This is a genomic window from Pseudomonas sp. ATCC 43928 (assembly GCF_005938665.2).
Classification (GTDB): Bacteria; Pseudomonadota; Gammaproteobacteria; order Pseudomonadales; family Pseudomonadaceae; genus Aquipseudomonas.
In genome coordinates this window covers 4,521,326-4,541,581 of sequence record NZ_CP041753.1, presented here as the reverse complement: position 1 = coordinate 4,541,581, position 20,256 = coordinate 4,521,326, and the positions used below count along the sequence as shown (strand labels likewise).

The window sequence follows — 20,256 nt, the reverse complement described above, 5'->3', positions numbered from 1 at the left end:
TTTTCATGGTCCTCGTTCCTATTCAACAGACGATCTGCTGCCGCCAAAGGCCGGTCAGGTCACCCAGGCTTTATCCCCGCAGCTGCGGGGTTTATCCAGAGGACACTGGAAATGACACAGGCAATTGCATCGCCCATCGTTCACGACCTGATCGGCGTTGGTTTCGGCCCTTCGAACCTGGCCCTGGCCATCGCCCTGCAAGAGCGCGGGCCGAGCCAGGGCGAGCTGGATGTGCTGTTTCTCGACAAGCAGGCGGACTACCGCTGGCACGGCAACACCCTGGTCACCCAGAGCGAACTGCAGATTTCTTTTCTCAAGGACCTGGTGACGCTGCGCAACCCGACCAGCCCGTATTCCTTCGTCAACTACCTCAAGCACCATGGTCGTCTGGTGGACTTCATCAACCTCGGCACCTTCTATCCGTGCCGCATGGAGTACAACGACTACCTGCGCTGGGTCGCCGGGCAATTCACCGGGCAGAGTCGCTACGGCGAGGAAGTGCTGACCATCGAGCCGGTGCTGCATAACCAGCAGGTCGAGGCGTTGCGAGTGATCTCGCGTGATACCCAGGGTTTGCAGCATGTGCGTACCACCCGTTCGGTGGTGGTCAGCGCCGGCGGTACACCGCGGATTCCCGAAGCGTTCAAGGCACTGAAGGATGACGGTCGGGTGTTCCACCATTCCCAGTACCTGGAGCGCATGGCCAGGCAACCGTGCGTGAACAACCAACCGATGAACATCGCGATCATCGGCGGCGGGCAGAGCGCGGCGGAGGCCTTCATCGACCTCAACGACAGCTTCCCGTCGGTGCAGGTGGACATGATCCTGCGCGGCTCGGCCCTGAAGCCGGCCGATGACAGCCCCTTCGTCAACGAAGTGTTCTCGCCGGAGTTCACCGACCTGGTGTTCCAGCAGGCCAGCAGTGAACGCGAGCGTCTGGTCAACGAGTACCACAACACCAACTATTCGGTGGTGGACATCGACCTGATAGAACGCATCTACGGGATCTTCTACCGGCAGAAAGTCTCGGGCATCGCGCGCCATGCGTTCCGTACCCTGACCACCGTCGAAAAAGCCACCGCGACCGAGCGCGGTATCGAGCTGGCGATGCGTAACAACGCCACCGGCGAAGTCACGGTTCACCGCTACGACGCCGTGGTGCTGGCCACCGGTTACGAGCGGCAGATGCACCGCAAACTGTTGGCGCCGCTGGAACAATACCTGGGCGATTTCGAAGTCGATCGCAATTACAGGCTGATCACCGACGAGCGTTGCAAGGCCGGCATCTACATGCAGGGTTTCTGCCAGGCCAGCCACGGCTTGAGCGACACCTTGCTGTCGATCCTGCCGATCCGCGCCGATGAAATTGCCGGCTCGTTGTATGACCATGGCAAATCCCGTGGCCGATCGGTGAGGGACGTGTTGTTGGCGACTGCCAGCTGAGATTTTGTGGCGAGGGGGCTTGTCGGAACGCCGCACCGCCCCCTCGCCACAGGTTTGCGATCAACCTGAACCCTTCCTGAAGAACCCCGAGATTCCCCCTGCAACACCCCTGCGCAGCGTTTACTCTCTAGATATCGCGGCGTAAGCTTCACGCGTTTTCATCAATTAGCGGAGACCCACAGTGGGTACTTGTTCGAGTGACAGTTGTCGGCCGGTCTCGGTAACCGGCATTTTCCCGGCAAGATAACGCGCAGCCTTTTTCTGCCGTTGTCTCGCCGTAAAGCGAGCAGCGGCATCCCGATCGTGGCCGGTTTTGGCCCGACTCCCGACGTCTCTCTCATCGACGCTGAACAGCGTGTGATGTTCGACCCCGTGTCGTCATCGCAGCGCCTCGACACGCCTGCTCGACGGTTTCCCGGCTGACCCTGGGGGGCACTGCCATGAACCTGACCTGGCTGAAAGAATTCTTCGCCGGATTCCTGCGAAACCGTCACATCGCCCGGCACTTCCGTCGACTGGCGCTGCTGGAAAGCTTCACCGACACCACGGTCAGCCGTGAAGTCCCGCCGACGCTCGCGCAAACCCTGGTCGCCGCTGCCAACAGCGGCACCGGCCAATTGCTGGAAAACCTCGGCAGCCACACCGACGGCCTGACTGAATCCGAAGCCGATGCCCTGCGCGAGCAACATGGCCTTAATGAAGTCGAGCACGAGCAACCGCTGCCGTGGTGGACGCACCTGTGGCACTGCTACAAAAACCCGTTCAACCTGCTGCTGACCTTGCTGGCGGTGATCTCCTGGCTGACCGAAGACATGAAAGCCGCCATCGTGATTTTCTCGATGGTGGTGCTCTCGACCTTGCTGCGTTTCTGGCAGGAAACCAAATCCAACCAGGCCGCCGACGCGCTCAAGGCGATGGTCAGCAACACCGCCACGGTGATGCGTCGGGAGGTGGCGAACAACGGTGCGCAACGCCTCGAATTGCCGATCAAGCAACTGGTGCCGGGTGACCTGATCGTGCTCTCGGCCGGTGACATGATTCCTGCCGATTGCCGAGTGCTCAACGCCAAGGACCTGTTCGTCAGCCAGGCCGCGATGACCGGTGAATCGATGCCGGTGGAAAAATTCCCACGTCAGCAGGACAACCACACCCACAACCCGCTGGACCTCGACAACATCCTGTTCATGGGCACCAACGTGGTGTCCGGCACGGCGATGGCGCTGATTCTCACCACTGGCAACAACACCTATTTCGGCGCGCTGGCGCAGCGGGTCGGTGCCACCGATCGTGCGCCGACTTCGTTTCAGACCGGGGTCAACAAAGTCAGCTGGTTGCTGATCCGCTTCATGTTCGTCATGGCGCCGCTGGTATTGTTCATCAACGGTTTCACCAAGGGTGACTGGACCGAAGCGTTGCTGTTCGCGCTGTCGATCGCCGTGGGCCTGACCCCTGAAATGTTGCCGATGATTGTCACCTCGACCCTGGCAAAAGGCGCGGTGTTCCTGTCGCGCAAAAAAGTCATCGTCAAGCGCCTCGATGCGATCCAGAACTTCGGCGCCATGGACGTGCTCTGCACCGACAAGACCGGCACCCTGACCCAGGACAAAATCTTCCTCGCGCGCAACGTCGATGTCTGGGGTAACGATTCCGATGACGTGCTGGAAATGGCCTACCTCAACAGCTACTACCAGACTGGCCTGAAAAACCTGCTGGACGTGGCAGTGCTGGAGCACGTGGAGATCCACCGTGAACTGAAAGTCGGCACGGCGTTTCGCAAGGTCGACGAGATTCCGTTCGACTTCACCCGTCGGCGCATGTCGGTGGTGGTGGCCGAGCGTGAGCAGCCGCATCTGCTGATCTGCAAAGGCGCGGTGGAAGAAGTGCTGGCGGTGTGCACCCGGGTGCGCCACGGCGATGCCGACGAGGCGCTGAGCGATGAATTGCTGGCACGGATTCGCCAGGTCACCGCCACCTTCAATGCCGAAGGCCTGCGGGTGGTGGCGGTGGCGGCGCGGCCGATGATCGAGGGCCGCGACACTTACAGCCTGGCCGATGAACAGGCGCTGACGCTGATCGGTTATGTGGCTTTCCTCGATCCACCGAAGGAAAGCACCGCGCCGGCACTCAAGGCCCTGGCCGCGCACGGTGTGGCGGTGAAAGTGCTGACTGGCGACAACGAACTGGTGACCGCGAAAATCTGCCGTGAAGTCGGGCTGGAGCAGCAAGGCCTGCTGATGGGCAACGACATCGAGCGCATGAGCGACGCCGAGCTGGCGGTGGCGGTGGAGACCACCAACGTCTTCGCCAAACTCACGCCGTCGCACAAGGAGCGCATCGTCCGCCTGCTCAAGGGCAACGGTCACGTGGTCGGCTTCATGGGCGACGGCATCAACGATGCGCCAGCCCTGCGCACTGCCGACATCGGTATTTCGGTGGACAGCGCGGTGGACATCGCCAAGGAAGCGGCGGACATCATCCTTCTGGAAAAGAGCCTGATGGTGCTGGAGGAGGGCGTGCTGGAAGGGCGGCGGACCTTCGCCAACATGCTCAAGTACATCAAAATGACCGCCAGCTCGAACTTCGGCAACGTGTTCTCGGTGCTGGTGGCCAGTGCGTTCATTCCGTTCCTGCCCATGCTGCCGATGCACCTGCTGGTGCAGAACCTGCTCTACGACATTTCGCAGATCGCCATCCCGTTCGATAACGTCGATGAAGACATGCTGAAACAACCCCAACGCTGGCAGCCAGCGGACGTCGGACGCTTCATGCTGTTTTTCGGCCCGATCAGTTCGATCTTCGACATCAGCACCTTTGCGTTGATGTGGTACGTGTTCGATGCCAACACCCCGGACCACCAGACCCTGTTCCAGTCCGGCTGGTTCGTGGTCGGGCTGCTGACCCAGACGCTGATCGTGCACATGATCCGTACGCCGAAGGTTCCGTTCCTGCAAAGCCGCGCCGCCATGCCGCTGTTGGTGATGACCGGCGTCATCATGGCCGTGGGGATTTTCCTGCCGATGGGGCCGCTGGCGCATTACTTCAAACTGCAGGCGCTGCCGTCGCTGTATTTTGTGTTCCTGCCGGTGATTCTGCTGGCGTACATGGCACTGACCCAGGCGGTGAAAGGCTTCTACATTCGGCGGTTTGGCTGGCAGTAATGCTGCCAAACGCAGGAGTTGCCGCAGGCTGCGCCAGCTCCTACACAGGCTGCGATCTCTTGATCTTCAAGTCGGACAGAGCGCCCTATTTTTAGGAAAAGTCCTACAGAACGCTTCCCGAGTCTTCCGTAGCCTTGCCGCCTCACTCATCAGCCATTGACCTGGAGGCCCGCGATGACCAATAAAGCCTTGCGCATCCTGATCGCCGACGAACAGCATTTTCACCGGCTGAAAACCGAGCGGTTGTTCAATCAGCTCGGTTATTACCGGGTGGCACCGGTGCACAGCCTTGTGCAGATGCTGACCTTGGTCGAGTACGGTTGCGAACCGTTCGACCTGGTGGTCATCAATGCCTCATTGGCGGATGGGGCGTTGGACCTGCCTGGGTTCTTCCTCGATAACTCTCAGGTTCATTACTCCTTGATCTACGATGGCCACGCGACGCTGCCGGATTTAGCGTCCATCCGACGGCTGATGGCGCTCATCGATCCGCCTGCGTGTGAAGCTGCACCGAGTCTGGATCACGAGCGGAATCGACAACGGATCGGTTGAGTCCCGGGTCACCGTTCGTCGGTACTATCATTTTTAACAGGTACATTCTTCCTGCCCACCATGCAAAAGTCGTCACGCAGGCATTGCGTCCGGTCCAGCGTTATCCGGAGTGCATGGGTTGCGTAATCGTCAGATCTTTGCACAGGGAATTGCCATGAAGTCAGTGCTGATTGTGGACGATCATCCGGTGGTACGCGCCGCAGTCAAAATCGTAGTGGAGCGGGAGGGTTTCAAACGGATTTACGAGGCCTCCAAAGGCAGTGAGGCCTTGTCGATGCTCCGTGACCACTCACCTGCTCTGGTGGTGCTGGATCTGGTCATGCCCGAAGGCGACGGGCTGGATGTGCTGGAACGGATCAAAGCCAGTGACTTGCCGTGCCGGGTGTTGGTGTTCACGTCGCTGGATCCGCAGAATTTTCAGGATCGTTGCATGCGCGCCGGGGCCATGGCGTATGTCGCCAAGACCCACGACTTGAGTCAATTGCAAAAAGCCGTGCACGCGGTCATGACCGGTTACACCTTTTTCGCCCGGCTGTCTTCGGGATCGCAAGACCCTCGGCAGTACAGCGAAAAACAGATGATCGACAATCTCTCCAACCGTGAGCTGACAATTTTGCAGTATTTGGCCAAGGGCATGTCCAATAAGGGCATCGCCGAGGTTATGCATTTGAGTGTCAAGACCACCAGCACCTACACAACCCGCGTCGTCGAAAAAACCGGGGTGACCTCGAAAGTGTTCCTGCGGGATTTCGCCAAGCGCAATCTACTGATCTGAGCGAACCCGACCGTGCGCATCTTTCTGTTGGCGTGTGTGCTGTGCCTTGTACAGCAAGTTCAAACGGCGCGAGCCGACGAGCCACAGCGCTTGCATCTGCTGGGGCGCTCAACAGCGGAAGGCTTCCAGGTCAAGCTGGATGAAAGGGACTGGCAATGGCTACGCGATAAACGGACCCTGCGCCTCGGAGTGACAGGCCCCGACTACCCGCCATTCGAGGTGATACGCCACAGCGATGAGTTGGAGGGCATCACGGCCGATTACGCCGAACTGTTGGGGCAACTGCTGCACGTCAGGATCGAGGTGCTGCGTTATGCCACCCGTGAAGCCGCCATGGATGCCCTCAAGCACCATGAACTGGATCTGCTCGGGACATCGAACAACTTCGAGGTGGCCGATCCGTCGCTGACCAGATCCCGAGCCTATGCCGAAGATCAGCCGATGCTGGCCACTCGGCTGGACGAGCGGATGCCTGTCGATCTTGCCGGCAAATGTATTGCCATGGTTGAAGACTATTTGCAGGCGCAGGCTGTTGAAGATTTTTATCCCGACGCACGCTTGCAGCGTTACCCCTCCACCCTCGACGCGCTCGGGGCGGTGGCGTTCGGACAGTGCGATGTTTACCTGGGCGATTTCATCAGCGCCAATTACCTGATCAACAATAATTACTTGAATAACGTTCATCTGGCGGGGCCTTCCGGTCTGGATGCCAATCCGTTCGGCTTCGCTTTGGCGGCGGACAACCCGCGTCTCAACGGTATCGTCGATAAGGCGCTGGCAGCGATTCCCATGGAGCAGCGCTTGGCCATTGAGGTGCGCTGGAGTGCCGGCAGGGCCAGTACGGCGGGTCAACAGCAGGTGCGTTTGAGCGCCAGCGAGCAACGATGGCTGGATCGGCATCCGACGGTCACTGTCGGGGTCATCGACAACTTTGCCCCGCTGACATTCTATGATGCCCAAGGTCGGCTGAGCGGGTTGACGGCACAGTTGCTGACGCTGATCAGCCAGCGCAGCGGTTTGACCTTTGAGGTGCAACGCGGCCACTCGCTGGACCGGCAAATCGAGCAACTTCGGGACGGCGAGATCGACCTGCTGCCGGTAGTCACGCCCAGTACCGAGCGTGAAGACGCGTTGCTCTTTACCCGCGCTTACCTTAGTAACCCTTTCGTGCTGGTCAGTAAAACGAAAGTGGACAGCCCCAGGACGCTGGACGATCTGGCCGGTAAGCGCCTGGCAATTTATCGCGGTCATCCGTTGTTCGGCTTCATCCAGGCCCGGGCGCCGCAGGTGCGCCTGGTCGAGGTGCAAAGTCCGGCGGAGGGGATGGAATGGGTGATCGGGGGGCGGGCTGACGCGACGCTCAGTTCATTGATCGTCGCCCGTTACCTGATCGCCCGGCAGTATCACGAGCAGCTGCGTGTCAGCAGCACCGTGGGCGATCAGCCCGCCCGTATCGCCCTGGCCACTGCCCGTGGCGCGCTGGAGTTGCACTCGATTCTGAACAAGGCATTGCTGAGCATCTCGCCCCAGGAGATGGACGATCTGGTGGCGCGCTGGAGACATGATGTGGTGGTGGATGACAGCTATTGGCTGCGTCATCGCCAGGGCATTCTTCAGGCCTTTACCGTGGCTGGCGCCTTGCTGTTGCTCGCCTTGGGCTGGATCGCCTGGCAGCGTCGGCAGATCCGCCAGCGCCAGCAATGGTTGCGGCAATTGCAGGACGCCAAGGCTGAGGCGGAGGATGCCAATGGCGCCAAAACCACTTTTCTGGCGACCATGAGTCACGAGCTACGCACACCGTTGTACGCCCTGATCGGCATGCTCGAACTGGCCTTGAAGCGTGCGGACGAGGGCGTCACCGACCGTAGCGCCATTGAGGTGGCGTCCAGTGCCGCACAACAATTGCTGGCGCTGATCGGCGACATTCTGGATATCGCGCGTATCGAGTCAGGGCATTTATCCCTGACCCCTGAGCGCGCCAATCTGCGGGGGCTGGTGGAATCGGTGTGTCGGGTTTTCGAAGGCCTGGCACGGCAGAAAGCGCTGGCGTGGCGAATCGATCTGGACGAACACAGTGACTGTGATGTGTTGATCGATCCCACACGCTTCAAACAGGTGCTGTCCAATCTGCTGAGCAACGCCATCAAGTTCACCCATGAGGGTGAGGTGAGTCTGACGCTACGAGTGGCGGCCGTCATGTCAGGACATCTGGCGGTCAGCGTGCAGATTGAAGACACCGGCATAGGCATCAGCACCGTCGACCGACAACGGTTGTTCAGCCCGTTCATCCAGGCCGATAACGGCCGACAGTCAGCCCGAAGCGGCTCTGGCCTGGGGTTGGTGATCAGCCGCACGCTGTGCGAAATGATGGGCGGGCGGTTGCAACTCGACAGCGTCCTTGGACAAGGCACGCAGGTCGACATCAATCTTGAGCTGATCGCATTGCCGTCGTTGCCTTCCATTGAGGCCGTGGAGAGCGGATTGCAGGCGCCAACGCGGCCACTGACGATTCTGGTGGTTGACGATCACCCGCCTAATCGACTGTTGCTTTCACGGCAACTGAGCCACCTTGGGCATCATGTTCTGGAGGCCGGAGAGGGCGCACGGGCGCTTAAGCTGTGGCGCAAACATGAGTTCGATCTGGTGGTTACCGACTGCAATATGCCCAGGCTCAGCGGTTATGAACTGGCGGGTGCAATCCGCGATGAAGAGTGTGCCAAGGGATTGCCACCTACATTGATTCTGGGCTGTACCGCCAATGCGCAGCCCGAGGAGAAGGCCCGCTGCCTGGAGGCGGGCATGGACGATTGCTTGTTCAAACCCATCCTGCTGGCGGATTTGCACGCTTGGCTGGCGTCCAGGTTTGCGAGCGAAGCGCCAGAGACGCTCGAAAAGCAACCAACGCCCGAGATGGACTTGAGTGGCCTGGAGCAATATGTCGGTGCGGACCGCACGTTGATTGATCGTCTGGTGCGCGAACTGACGGTGACCAACCGGGTGGATCGGGATGATCTGCTCCAGGCGCACGCCAGTGGCAATCACCGTGTACTGCGCGACCTGGCGCACCGCATCAAGGGCGGTGCGCGCATGGTCCGGGCACAGCGCTTGGTTGAGCATTGCGAGCAACTGGAGCGTGTCATCGATGTGGGGGATTCAGCGCTGCTCGACGAAGCCGTCGATCAATTGCAGCGCGCGATGTCATCGCTGGATGAACGCTTGAGCCTAGATTTAAGTCAGGGCTGAAACTCAATCCCACCGCGGCGCAATGCCGTTGGGGCTGGTCAGTCGCTGGCCGCGATCCAGGCCCGCGATCAGCGCCATGTCGGCGTCGCTCAGGGGCAGGGCGCAGGCGCGCAGGTTGCTTTGCAGGTTGGTGCGTTTGGTGGAAGAGGGGATCACCGCGTACCCCAGTTGCATGGCCCAGGCCAGGGTGACTTGGGCCGGTGTCGCCTGCAGGCGATCGGCGATCTGCTGGATGAGTGGATCTTTCAGCACTTCGCCGTAGGCCAGGGTCATGTAAGAGGTGATCTGGATGCCCTGGCTTTGCGCGAACTCGACGACCTTGCGGTTTTGCAGGTACGGGTGCAGTTCGATCTGGTTGGTGGCGATGTTCTCGGCGCCGACCGCAGCGATGGCTTGCTTCATCAGGTCGACCGTGAAGTTGGACACGCCGATCCGACGGGTCAGGCCCAGTCGTTTGGCCTCGAGCAGCGCTCCCATGAACTCTTCGACCGGCACCTGATCTTCCGGTGACGGCCAGTGGATCAGGGTCAGGTCCAGATAGTCGGTTTGCAGCTTATCCAGGCTTTCTTTGAGGCTGTCGATCAACCGGTCTTTGGCAAAGTTGGCGACCCAGATTTTGCTGGTGATGAACAACTCTTCACGGGCAATGCCGCTGGCGGCGATGGCCTGGCCGACTTCGGCTTCGTTTTCGTAGATTTGCGCGGTGTCGATGACCCGGTAGCCCAGTTCAAGACCGGTGCTCACCGAATCGATGACCACTTGGCCTTGCAGGCGAAACGTACCAAGACCGAATGCGGGAATAGACATCAAAGACTCCAGGGGTTGCAGTGGGAATGGGCGGGAGTATCCCCGGCTGCACCCTTGAGAAAAACCGCTGGTTTGGCAAAGCACTGTTTACCGCAAGTCATGAATGGGTTGTTGGAAGATCAAAAAATCTTCCTCCATCGTTCTCCAGATAGAACGATGAGGCTGATTTTTGCAGTCTAGTGCGCCAAAGGTCATGGTTTTAAGCTTTATCCATCGCGTCACACAACAGATTCAGAGGCCAAGATGAAAAACATCATCGGTATCTACACCAGTCCACGACCTCATTGGGTCGGCGACGGTTTTCCGGTTCGCACGCTGTTTTCCTACGACAATCTGGGCAAACACATCAGCCCGTTCCTGCTGCTGGATCACGCAGGTCCGGCCGAATTCACTACGACCACCGAGCGTCGTGGCGTGGGTCAGCATCCGCACCGCGGGTTCGAGACCGTGACGATCGTCTACCAGGGCGAACTGGAGCACCGTGACTCCACCGGCAGCGGCGGCAAGATCGGCCCCGGCGATGTGCAATGGATGACTGCGGCCTCGGGGATCATTCATGAGGAGTTTCACTCCGAAGGTTTCGCCAAAACCGGCGGCACCCTGGAAATGGTGCAGCTGTGGGTCAACTTGCCGGCCAGGGACAAGATGGCCGAGCCCGGTTACCAGACGATTCTCGACGGCGACATTGCGCGTATCCCGCTGAAAGACAATGCCGGCAGCCTGCGCTTGATCGCCGGTGAGTTCGACGGCCACAAAGGCCCGGCGCGGACCTTCACGCCGATCGACGTGTGGGATGTGCGCTTGAACGCCGGCAAGTTGCTGACCCTGGATCTGCATGAAGGACGCAACACCGCACTGGTGGTGCTGCGCGGTACGGTTCAGGTCAATGGTCAGGAACTGGTGCGTGACGGGCAGTTGGCGTTGTTCGAACGCGACGGTGATCAGCTCAGCCTCGAAGCCGACAACGATGCCGTCGTGCTGCTGCTCAGCGGCGAGCCGATCGACGAGCCCATCGTCGGCCACGGCCCATTTGTAATGAACACCGAGCAGGAAATCCATCAGGCCTTCAGCGACTTTCAGTCGGGCCGGTTCGGCCGGATGAGCGGTTGAATACGACGCAGTAGTGGGTTGCTCTGCAACCTGGTATCTCCCACATTGGTTTTGTGGTGTTTTGCAGATCGCAGGCTTCGCCAGCTCCTACAATCTGTGAGATCTTCACGCCATTGGCCTTTGTTGGAGTTGCTTGATGCTGTCACTGCTCACCAATCACCCGTTGCTTAGCGCGCTGATCCTGATCCTGATCGATCTGGTGTTGTGGCGTTTGATCACGGCCAGTAGCAGTAACTGGAAACTGGCCGCGCGAGTGGTGATTTTCGCGTTATTCAGCGTGCTGCTGTTCAACGAAGGCTTGAACCCCATGGCGCCGGCGCCCTGGGCCGACAATGTGCCGTTGCACCTGGCGGCAACCGGTTTGCAGATTGGCTGGTGGCTATACGCAGCGCGCACCCTGACGGTATTGCTCGGCGCGGTGATGATGCAACGGGTCGGGCACACCGGGCGCTTGTTGCAGGACTTGCTCGGCGCGGTAATTTTCCTGATCGCGGTCATTGCTGCCCTGGCGTACGTGCTCGAATTGCCGGTCAAGGGCGTGCTGGCGACATCCGGCGCGTTGGCGATCGTCGTCGGCCTGGCCTTGCAAAGTACCCTCAGCGACGTGTTTTCCGGGATCGTCCTGAACACCACCAAACCCTATCAACTGGGGGACTGGATTTCCATCGATGGCACCGAAGGTCGGGTCACCGACATCGATTGGCGCGCTACACGCCTGCAAACCTCCCAAGGCAGCATGGCGGTGATCCCCAACTCCCTGGCGGCCAAGGCCAAGATCATCAATTTCAGCCGGCCCAGTGATATTTTCGGCGTCTCGATCAGTTTGCAAGTGAGCCCCCACGCGCGTCCGCAAACGGTGATCGATGCCCTGGAGCGGGCCATGCAGGGGTGCCGCTTTCTGTTGGACAAACCGGCACCGTGCGTGGCGTTGAAAAGCTCCGGCAGCACCGGCGTGGAGTATGAAATCAGCGGCTTCGTGGTCTCCATGGATCAGAAACGCATGGTGCGCAATCTGCTGTTCGACCTGGCGTTCCGGCACTTGCAGGCGTCCGGCGTCATCCTGTTGTCGAACGTCGAGCCCAACGCTCCTGCTGCCTTGTCACGGCAGCGGGCGTTGCTGGACAGCTCGAACATCTTCTCGACCCTGCGTCAGGAAGAGAAAGAAACCTTCAGCCAGAACATGAAGCTGCAAACCTTCCGCGCCGGAGAAATGATTCTGCCGGCGGGGGAGGTCAGCGATCATCTGTTCATCATTGAATCCGGCGTCGTGTCGGTGGAGCTGAGCCGCGGCGGGGTCAAGATCGAAAGCGGGCGCATGGGGCCGGGAGAGGTGATCGGCGAGGGCGGGATTTTGTCCGATATGGCGATGCCGGCGGACTTTAAAGCCAAGACGACCTGCAGCTTGTACCGGATCGAAAGGGAATACCTCCAACCGTGCCTGGATGCGCGGCATGACATCGGTGAAGCGATGAAGACGTTGCTGGATTTCCGCTTGAACAAGGCTCAGGCGCTGAGTCAGGAAACACCCAAGGTGGTGGAGAAAAAAGGGTTTTTGCAGTGGTTGCGCAATCGTAGTCACCAATAGGTTGGTTGCCTGTTCCGGCGCCTTCGCGAGCAGGCGTCGGCGTCGGCACTGTCACTGAAATTCTTCTGGTCTATTGGCATCCTCAACTTCCCAATAATTGGCTATTTGTTCAACCTCAGGTCCGCATTAACGTAGCGCCAACACCCATTGTGATTGGAGCTCGCCATGCAAACCCGTATCGATTTCTACACTGCCTCCCCAGACGCCTTCAAAGCCATGATGGCCCTGGAAACCGCTGTCTCGAAACTGCCCCTGGAAAAGTCGCTGATCGAACTGGTCAAGCTGCGCGCCTCGCAGATCAACGGCTGCGCCTTCTGCATCGACATGCACACTGCCGATGCCATGAAGGACGGGGAAACGCCACGCCGGCTGTTCGCCGTGACCGCCTGGCGCGAGGCACCGTTTTTCACCAATCGCGAGCGCGCCGCACTGGCCTGGACCGAGTCCATGACCCAAGTGAGCCTGACCCACGCGCCGGACGAAGACTATGCGCTGCTCAGCGCCGAGTTCAGCCCCAAGGAAATGGTCGACCTGACGGTGGCGATTTCCACCATCAACAGCTGGAACCGCCTGGCTGTGGGTTTCCGCAAGATGCCTCAGGAGTAACAATCAGGCTCAATGAGCATCGGCACTCGGCGCGGCTGGTGGTTGTACCTTGCGCATCAGGGGCACCATCGCCGTGGCGAGAATGAAGCAGACCATGATCATCAGGAACGCGTCGCCGTAGGTTTGCGTCTGCGCTTCGCGATACGTCAGCAGCCACAGCTGACGCAGGCTGGCGGTGACGCCGATGTCACCACTCTGGCCGAGGGCGGCGAAGTTATGGCCGACCTGGGACAGCCACTGATTGAGTGCTTCGTTGGTGCTGTTGAGGTTCTCCGCCAACCGGGTGAAGTGCAGGTTGGTGCGGTCATTGAGGATGGTCGCGCACGCGGCGATCCCCATCGCGCCGCCAAGGTTACGCATCAGGTTAAATAACCCCGAAGCATGTTTGAGCCGCGCAGGTGCCAACCCGCCAAGGGTCAGGGTCACCGCCGGCGGCACCGCCAGTTGTTGCGCGATCCCGCGCAAGGCTTGCGGCAGTATCAATTCCCTGGCGCCCCAGTCGTGGGTGATCGGGCTGAAATCCCACATCGACAGGGCGAACAGCCCAAGGCCGGTCATCATGATCCAGCGCAGGTCGATGCGATTGGCCAGAAAGGCGTACAGCGGAATCGCCATAATCTGGAACACCCCGGTGGAAAAAACCGCCAGGCCAATGTCCAGCGCGCTGTAGCCGCGTACCCGGCCGAGAAACAGCGGCGTCAGGTAAATCGTCGCGAACAAGCCGATCCCGGTGACGAACGAAAAGAAACAACCGAGGGCGAAGTTGCGGTCTTTCAAGGCGCGCAGATCGACGATCGGGTTGGCCACGTACAAGGTTCGACCGATGAAGGCCAATCCGGCCAGGCCGCTGATCCACGCAGTGGTCAGAATCGTGCTGTCGCTGAACCAGTTCCAGCGCGGGCCTTCTTCGAGGGTGTATTCCAGGCAACCGAGAAACACCGCCATGAACAGCATGCTCAGGTAGTCGGCGCCTTTGAGCAGCGACAATTCCGGCTGGTCGATTTTCACCAGCATCGGCACTGCCACCGCGACGAAAATCCCCGGCACCAGGTTGATGTAGAACAGCCAGTGCCAGGACGAAATGTCAGTGATCCAGCCACCGATGACCGGCCCCAGCGTCGGCGCCAGCGAGGCCACTGCGCCGATGGTTGCGGCGGCGATCACCCGTTGCTTGCCGGTGAAGAAAAAGAAGGCGGTGGTGAACACCAGCGGAATCATCGAGCCACCGAGAAACCCTTGCAGGGCGCGGAAGGCGATCATGCTCTGGATGTTCCAGGCCACACCGCAGAGCAGGCTGGCCAGGGTGAAGCCAATCGCCGAGGCGCAGAACAGCCAACGGGTCGAGAACACCCGGGACAACCAGCCCGACAGCGGAATCACGATGATTTCGGCGATCAGGTAACTGGTCTGCACCCAGGCGGTTTCGTCGGTGCCCGCCGAGAGCCCGCCGCCGATGTCACGCAGCGACGCCGAGACGATCTGGATATCCAGCAGCGCAATGAACATGCCGATGCACATCGTGGCGAAGGCGAACACCTTGGTCGCCGTCGCCATGTTGGCGGCGTTGAACGGTTGCGCGGGGGCGGCGAGGGCGCGGCTCATGGCGCGCGGGCCACGGTTGGGGTTTGCGCTTCAGGCTCGGCGCGGGTGTCCACTTCGGCCGTCACCGACAGGCCTGGACGCAGATGACCGAGTACGCCATCCGCCGGGTCGAGCAGGATCCGCACCGGCACCCGCTGGACGATTTTGGTGAAGTTACCGGTGGCGTTTTCCGGTGGCAGCACGCTGAACTGCGAACCGCTGGCCGGCGCGAGGCTGTCCAGATGCCCGTGGAACTCACGTCCCTTGAGCACGTCGGCATGAACGATCACACGTTGGCCCGGCGTCATCCGCGCTAGCTGATCCTCCTTGAAATTGGCGTCGACCCACAATCCGCTGGCCGGCACCAACGACAACAGTTGCGAACCGGCCTGGGCGTAAGCGCCGACCCGCGCCCGACGATTGCCGATCACACCATCGACGGGGGCTTTCAACTCGGTGTAGCCGACGTTCAACTGCGCCAGATCACGCTCGGCCCGCGCCTGTACCAATGCGGCACGGGCTTGTTGTTTCTGGGTTTCGATCACGTTCAACTGGCGTTGCGCGGCCAGCAGTTCGGCCTGGGCCCGGGCACTCTGCGCCTGGGCCGTCTTGAAGGTGGCGTCGGCCCGTTGCGCGCTTTCCACCGAGACGGCATTGCTGCCCACCAGGCGTTTGTAGCGGGCATTGTCGTCCCGCGAGCGCGCGGTTTCAGCGCCCGCGGCATCGATACCGGCGCGGGCCTGGCCGATCACCGCGTGTTGCAGTTGTTCGGTGGCGTCGAGGTTGGCGAGCAACGCTTCTTCAGCGGCCACCGCGCCTTCGGCCTTGGCCAGGTTGGCGCGATAGTCACGGGCGTCGATCCGGATCAGCACATCGCCGGCCTTGACCTTCTGGTTGTCGGTCACCAGCACTTCTTCGATATAGCCGGCGACTTTCGGGCCGATCACCGTGACGTCGCCACCAATGTAGGCATCGTCGGTTTCTTCGATGAAGCGCCCGGCAGTCCACCAATGGTTCGCGTACAGCCCGATGAACACCAGGGCTGCGATGGCTGCCGTCAGCAGCACCAGCCGTTTCAGCAGGGGAGGCTTGGGTGGGGTCGCTGCGACGGCAAGGTCGGGTTCAAGGCTGGGCATGCTGGTCATGGAGAAATACCTGTGGGAAACGAGGCGTTATTATGGGTGTAATATGACGTAGGTAATATTTTGTGGCAACGGGTTTTGGCTACCGGTCGTCTGGTGCTCCCAAGTGGAATCCATTGCCTCTGGTTAATAGGAAGCATTACTATTCGCACCTCATCCCTACAGCACGCCGCAATGACCCCCAAGCTGCCCCGCAGACCTGGCTTTTTCGAGCATTACGAAGAGTTGATCGGCACCTGGACCCGTCGTCTGAGAAATCGTCAGCAGGCCGAGGACCTGGCCCATGACACCTTCGTGCGGGTGCTCGAGTCCGATTCGGCGGCGGTGCAGCAACCTCGGGCGTATTTGCACCAGACCGCGCGCAACATCGCGGTGGACGGTTATCGGCGTGAGGATCGGCGGGGCGCCATGGAGTCGGAGGCGATCGATCACAGTGTGTCGTCGTCCGGCGACCCGGAGCATTTCATGCACGCGATCCAGTTGGCGGATTCCATCGAGCGGGCGCTCACCGAGTTGCCGCTCAACTGCCGCAAGGTGTTCGTCTGGCAGAAGATCGAAGGCCTGACCCAGGCCGAAATCGCCGAGCGCCTGGGGCTGTCCAGGAACATGGTGGAAAAGTATATGATCCGCACCCTGCGGCATCTGCGTGATCGTCTGGACGGGGCACAGCCATGATGTTGCGTCGTCCCGAACAGATCGCCGGCTTCTCATCCCCAGCCAAGCAGGACTTTCCATGATGGATACTCGTGATTGTGCGTGCGGGCAAACAACGGTTCGCGACGACGCGGCGCGGTGGTTTGTGCGTTTGCAGGAACCTGCCGTCAGCGCCGAAGAGCAGCGCCGCTTCGAGATCTGGCTGGACGAACACCCTCAGCATCGCAACGAATATCAGATACTCCAGAACCTGTGGGTGGCGGCCGATCGGCTGCCGGCCAAGCGTCTGCACGCCTTGTGTGAAACCCCGGCGGTGCGCAGTAAACGTCGTCCGCTGGTGCGTTACGCGGTGGCCGCCAGCGTGTTGGCGGTGGCGCTCGGTCTGGGGCTGTTCAGCGGCTTGAACCCTCCGGCGACCTACACGGCTGAATATTCCACGGCCCTTGGCGAGCGTCGTCATGTGGCGTTGCCGGACGGTTCGGTGATTGATCTGAACAGCCGCAGCCGGGTACAGGTGCGCTATGAAAAGGACCGTCGCGGCATCGAGTTGATGCAAGGCGAGGCGATGTTCAGCGTCGAGCACGACAGCAGTCGACCGTTTGTGGTCGAGGCGGGCAGCGGCAAGGTCACGGTCACCGGCACCCGGTTCGATGTGCGCCGCGACAGCGCCGAAACCAGGGTCGCGGTGGAGCAGGGCACGGTCAGGGTTCAAGGGGGCGGCGATGATTTCGTCAGCCTCACCGCCGGCTTCGGCACTCGCATCAATGCCCAGGGCAAGGTGGCCACCGCCTATATGGTCAACCCTGCGGAACTGACCGCATGGCGCAGCGGCAAACTGGTGTTCAACAACGCCAGCCTCAGCGAAGTGGCCGAAGAAGTGTCGCGTTATCGGGAGAAACCGCTGACAGTCGGCAGCGCCAACGTGGGCAACCTGCGCCTGACCAGTGTGTTCAAATCCGACGACACTGATGCGCTGCTCAAGGCCTTGCCGAGCATTCTGCCGGTGGCCATCCGCCCCCTTGATGACGGCAGCCAGGAAATAATTTCCCGATAGATTCAGGTTTTTTTCGAGTTCTTCGTCTTCTTGTCCAACTGCAACTGGTTTGCATTAACAGACGCACACTCTTGCGATCCACAGGACAACGTTCGACGTGAAGAAAACCACCGCTAAAAATAACAAGTCATCCTGGCTGCCCCTCGCGCTCGCCCTGGCGGTCAGCTCGGCGCTGCCTCAGGCATTCGCCGCCGATGCCATTCATATTCAGGCGCAGCCATTGGGCCAGGCCTTGAGTCAGCTGGGCCAGCAAACCTCGCTGCAGGTTTTTTTCAGCCCGGAACTGGTGGCCGGCAAACAGGCTCCGGCAGTGGACGGCAACCTCTCGCCGGAACAGGCCTTGCGCCAATTGCTGCAAGGCAGCGGTCTGCAATACCAGATCGATGAGGGTTCGGTCACGCTGATGCCGGCACCGACTTCCGCCTCAAATGGCCCGCTGGAACTGGGCGTGACCGACATCAAGGTGGTGGGTGACTGGCTCGGTGACGCCGATGCCGCCGTGGTGCAAAACCATCCCGGCGCGCGCACGGTGATCCGCCGTGAAGCGATGGTCGAGCAGGGCGCCATGAATGTCGGCGACGTATTGCGGCGTGTTCCCGGCGTGCAAGTGCAGGACGCCAACGGCACTGGCGGCAGCGACATCTCCCTGAACGTCGGTGTGCGCGGCCTGACTTCGCGCCTGTCGCCACGCTCCACCGTACTGATCGACGGTGTGCCGGCTGCCTTCGCCCCTTACGGCCAGCCACAGCTGTCGATGGCGCCGATTTCCTCCGGCAACCTCGACAGCATCGACGTGGTGCGCGGCGCCGGTTCCGTGCGTTACGGGCCGCAGAACGTCGGTGGCGTGATCAACTTCGTCACCCGCGCGATCCCGGAGAAAGCCACCGGTGAAATCGGCACCACCCTGGAAACCACCCAGCGTGGTGGCTGGAAACACATCGACACCGCGTTTCTCGGCGGCACCGCCGATAACGGCATGGGCGTGGCGCTGTTGTATTCCGGGGTGAACGGCAACGGTTATCGCAAAAGCAACAACGGCAATGACATCGACGACGTGATCCTCAAGACTCACTGGGCGCCCACCGATCAGGACGATTTCAGCCTCAACTTCCATTACTACGACGCCACCGCCGACATGCCCGGCGGCCTGACGCAGAAGCAGTACGACGCCGATCCGTTCCAGTCCGACCGCGACCACGACAACTTCAGCGGCCGCCGCAAGGACGTGTCGTTCAAATGGGCGCGACAGATCGATGACCGGACCCAGGCCGAAGTGCTGACCTACTATTCCGACAGCTTCCGTGGCAGCACCATCGCCGCGCGTGACCAGAAAACCCTCAGCTCCTACCCGCGCACGTACTACACCTTCGGCATCGAACCGCGGGTGTCCCATGTGTTCGACCTGGGCCCGACCACGCAGGAAGCCAGCGTCGGTTATCGCTACCTGAAAGAAGGCATGCACGAAGAGTCGAGCCGTCTGGCGCTGGTGAACAATCAGCCGGTGGTTACCAAAACGTCCGATGGCCATGTGTTCCAGGACCGCACCGGTGGCACCGAGGCCCACGCCGTTTACATCGATGACAAGATTGACGTCGGCAACTGGACCGTGACCCCCGGCATCCGTTTTGAAAGCATCAGCACCGAATGGCACGACAGGCCGGTGCTCGACACCGCCGGCAAACGCGTGCAGGAAAAACGCCGCAGCATCGACAGCAACGAACCGCTGCCGGCCTTGAGCGTGATGTATCACTTGTCCGAGGCCTGGAAACTGTTCGCCAACTACGAAACCTCGTTCGGCAGCCTGCAATATTTCCAGCTCGGCCAGGGTGGCTCGGGTGACAACACCGCCAATGGCTTGAGCCCGGAAAAAGCCAAGACCTACGAGCTCGGTACGCGCTACAACGATGACGTGTGGGGCGGGGAAGTGACGCTGTTCTACATCGACTTCGATGACGAACTGCAATACATCAGCAACGACGTGGGCTGGACCAACCTCGGCGCGACCAAGCACCAGGGCCTTGAAGCGTCGGTGCATTACGACCTGTCGGCGCTCAACCCGATGCTCGATGGCCTGACCGCCAACGCCGGTTTCACCTACACCCGCGCCACGTATGAAGGCGAGATCCCGGGCTTCAAGGGCCGTGATCTGCCGTTCTACTCGCGTCAGGTGGCCACCGCCGGGCTGCGTTACGACATCAACCGCTGGACCTACAACCTCGATGCCTTTGCCCAGTCCAGGCAGCGTTCACCGGGGACCGGAGTGAATGCCGATGGCAGCTTCAGCGGCAACTACATCACCGAAGGTTCCGCAGACGGGCAGTACGGTGACATCCCGGGTTACGTGACCTGGAACGTGCGCGGTGGTTATGACTTCGGTTCGCAGTTGTCGAACCTGAAAGTCGGCGCCGGGGTGAAAAACATCTTCGACAAGCAGTATTTCACCCGTTCCAGCGACAACAACTCGGGGATGTACGTCGGCGCGCCACGCACGTTCTTTGTGCAGGCCAGCGTCGGATTCTGATGAGTGACTGGTCGGCAATTCGGGG

15 protein-coding genes are annotated in these 20,256 nt (G+C 60.6%); 12 read left to right on the top strand and 3 right to left on the bottom strand.

Going from position 1 to position 20,256, the window contains the following annotated elements:
* The first annotated feature begins 111 nt into the window (after positions 1-111).
* The 6 genes from FFH90_RS20760 (at position 112) to FFH90_RS20740 (ending at position 9,171) form a co-directional block, all read left to right on the top strand.
* On the top strand, positions 112-1,443 hold the full coding sequence (locus FFH90_RS20760) for a lysine N(6)-hydroxylase/L-ornithine N(5)-oxygenase family protein (protein ID WP_064619031.1): 1,332 nt from the start codon (positions 112-114) through the stop codon (positions 1,441-1,443).
* A gap of 204 nt (positions 1,444-1,647) precedes the next feature.
* Complete coding sequence (locus tag FFH90_RS30030) at positions 1,648-1,866, top strand: hypothetical protein (RefSeq protein WP_156523298.1); 219 nt, start codon at positions 1,648-1,650, stop codon at positions 1,864-1,866.
* Positions 1,867-1,883: 17 nt separating this feature from the next.
* Positions 1,884-4,601 carry a magnesium-translocating P-type ATPase gene (gene mgtA, locus FFH90_RS20755; RefSeq protein ID WP_138867973.1) on the top strand — a complete coding sequence of 906 codons (2,718 nt, stop codon included), beginning with the start codon at positions 1,884-1,886 and terminating at the stop codon, positions 4,599-4,601.
* Positions 4,602-4,775: 174 nt separating this feature from the next.
* Positions 4,776-5,153 (top strand): response regulator, encoded by a 378-nt coding sequence (locus tag FFH90_RS20750; protein ID WP_111454137.1) that lies wholly within the window; start codon positions 4,776-4,778, stop codon positions 5,151-5,153.
* Positions 5,154-5,307: 154 nt separating this feature from the next.
* Entirely contained in the window at positions 5,308-5,928 is a 621-nt protein-coding gene (locus tag FFH90_RS20745) for a response regulator transcription factor (RefSeq protein WP_111454136.1), read from the top strand.
* Positions 5,929-5,940: 12 nt separating this feature from the next.
* Complete coding sequence (locus tag FFH90_RS20740) at positions 5,941-9,171, top strand: transporter substrate-binding domain-containing protein (protein ID WP_138867972.1); 3,231 nt, start codon at positions 5,941-5,943, stop codon at positions 9,169-9,171.
* Between the two features lie 3 nt (positions 9,172-9,174).
* Here the strand turns inward: FFH90_RS20740 and dkgB are convergent, their stop codons facing one another.
* Entirely contained in the window at positions 9,175-9,978 is an 804-nt protein-coding gene (gene dkgB / locus FFH90_RS20735; RefSeq protein WP_138867971.1) for a 2,5-didehydrogluconate reductase DkgB, read from the bottom strand.
* Positions 9,979-10,221: 243 nt separating this feature from the next.
* Here dkgB and FFH90_RS20730 point away from each other — a divergent pair, with 243 nt between their 5' ends.
* The 3 genes from FFH90_RS20730 (at position 10,222) to FFH90_RS20720 (ending at position 13,279) form a co-directional block, all read left to right on the top strand.
* On the top strand, positions 10,222-11,088 hold the full coding sequence (locus tag FFH90_RS20730) for a pirin family protein (RefSeq protein WP_138867970.1): 867 nt from the start codon (positions 10,222-10,224) through the stop codon (positions 11,086-11,088).
* A 136-nt stretch (positions 11,089-11,224) separates the two neighbouring features.
* A complete protein-coding gene (locus FFH90_RS20725; RefSeq protein ID WP_064619013.1) occupies positions 11,225-12,673 on the top strand; it encodes a mechanosensitive ion channel family protein in 1,449 nt (482 codons plus the stop codon).
* A 165-nt stretch (positions 12,674-12,838) separates the two neighbouring features.
* Positions 12,839-13,279 carry a carboxymuconolactone decarboxylase family protein gene (locus FFH90_RS20720; RefSeq protein ID WP_018925362.1) on the top strand — a complete coding sequence of 147 codons (441 nt, stop codon included), beginning with the start codon at positions 12,839-12,841 and terminating at the stop codon, positions 13,277-13,279.
* Between the two features lie 9 nt (positions 13,280-13,288).
* Here FFH90_RS20720 and FFH90_RS20715 read toward each other — a convergent pair whose 3' ends face one another.
* Positions 13,289-14,881 (bottom strand): DHA2 family efflux MFS transporter permease subunit, encoded by a 1,593-nt coding sequence (locus FFH90_RS20715; RefSeq protein WP_138867969.1) that lies wholly within the window; start codon positions 14,879-14,881, stop codon positions 13,289-13,291.
* Positions 14,878-16,005, bottom strand: coding sequence for an HlyD family secretion protein (locus FFH90_RS20710; RefSeq protein ID WP_138867968.1), 1,128 nt, complete (start codon positions 16,003-16,005; stop codon positions 14,878-14,880). Before FFH90_RS20710 ends, FFH90_RS20715 begins: the two co-directional genes overlap by 4 nt.
* Positions 16,006-16,176: 171 nt before the next feature.
* Here FFH90_RS20710 and FFH90_RS20705 point away from each other — a divergent pair, with 171 nt between their 5' ends.
* The 3 genes from FFH90_RS20705 to FFH90_RS20695 all read left to right on the top strand — a co-directional run bounded on the left by FFH90_RS20705 (position 16,177) and on the right by FFH90_RS20695 (position 20,231).
* A complete protein-coding gene (locus FFH90_RS20705; RefSeq protein WP_064619006.1) occupies positions 16,177-16,677 on the top strand; it encodes a sigma-70 family RNA polymerase sigma factor in 501 nt (166 codons plus the stop codon).
* A 58-nt stretch (positions 16,678-16,735) separates the two neighbouring features.
* Positions 16,736-17,710 (top strand): FecR family protein, encoded by a 975-nt coding sequence (locus FFH90_RS20700; protein ID WP_138867967.1) that lies wholly within the window; start codon positions 16,736-16,738, stop codon positions 17,708-17,710.
* Positions 17,711-17,807: 97 nt separating this feature from the next.
* Entirely contained in the window at positions 17,808-20,231 is a 2,424-nt protein-coding gene (locus FFH90_RS20695; RefSeq protein ID WP_138867966.1) for a TonB-dependent receptor, read from the top strand.
* Positions 20,232-20,256: the final 25 nt, after the last annotated feature.

What these genes read in the sequence shown, in the direction of transcription:
- FFH90_RS20745 (WP_111454136.1), top strand. Translation starts at nt 5,308, where the DNA reads ATGAAGTCAGTGCTGATTGTGGACGATCATCCGGTGGTACGCGCCGCA.
- FFH90_RS20710 (WP_138867968.1), bottom strand. Translation starts at nt 16,005, where the DNA reads ATGACCAGCATGCCCAGCCTTGAACCCGACCTTGCCGTCGCAGCGACC.
- FFH90_RS20720 (WP_018925362.1), top strand. Translation starts at nt 12,839, where the DNA reads ATGCAAACCCGTATCGATTTCTACACTGCCTCCCCAGACGCCTTCAAA.
- dkgB (WP_138867971.1), bottom strand. Translation starts at nt 9,978, where the DNA reads ATGTCTATTCCCGCATTCGGTCTTGGTACGTTTCGCCTGCAAGGCCAA.
- FFH90_RS20700 (WP_138867967.1), top strand. Translation starts at nt 16,736, where the DNA reads ATGATGGATACTCGTGATTGTGCGTGCGGGCAAACAACGGTTCGCGAC.
- FFH90_RS20730 (WP_138867970.1), top strand. Translation starts at nt 10,222, where the DNA reads ATGAAAAACATCATCGGTATCTACACCAGTCCACGACCTCATTGGGTC.
- FFH90_RS20725 (WP_064619013.1), top strand. Translation starts at nt 11,225, where the DNA reads ATGCTGTCACTGCTCACCAATCACCCGTTGCTTAGCGCGCTGATCCTG.
- FFH90_RS20715 (WP_138867969.1), bottom strand. Translation starts at nt 14,881, where the DNA reads ATGAGCCGCGCCCTCGCCGCCCCCGCGCAACCGTTCAACGCCGCCAAC.
- FFH90_RS20705 (WP_064619006.1), top strand. Translation starts at nt 16,177, where the DNA reads ATGACCCCCAAGCTGCCCCGCAGACCTGGCTTTTTCGAGCATTACGAA.
- FFH90_RS20760 (WP_064619031.1), top strand. Translation starts at nt 112, where the DNA reads ATGACACAGGCAATTGCATCGCCCATCGTTCACGACCTGATCGGCGTT.
- FFH90_RS20750 (WP_111454137.1), top strand. Translation starts at nt 4,776, where the DNA reads ATGACCAATAAAGCCTTGCGCATCCTGATCGCCGACGAACAGCATTTT.
- mgtA (WP_138867973.1), top strand. Translation starts at nt 1,884, where the DNA reads ATGAACCTGACCTGGCTGAAAGAATTCTTCGCCGGATTCCTGCGAAAC.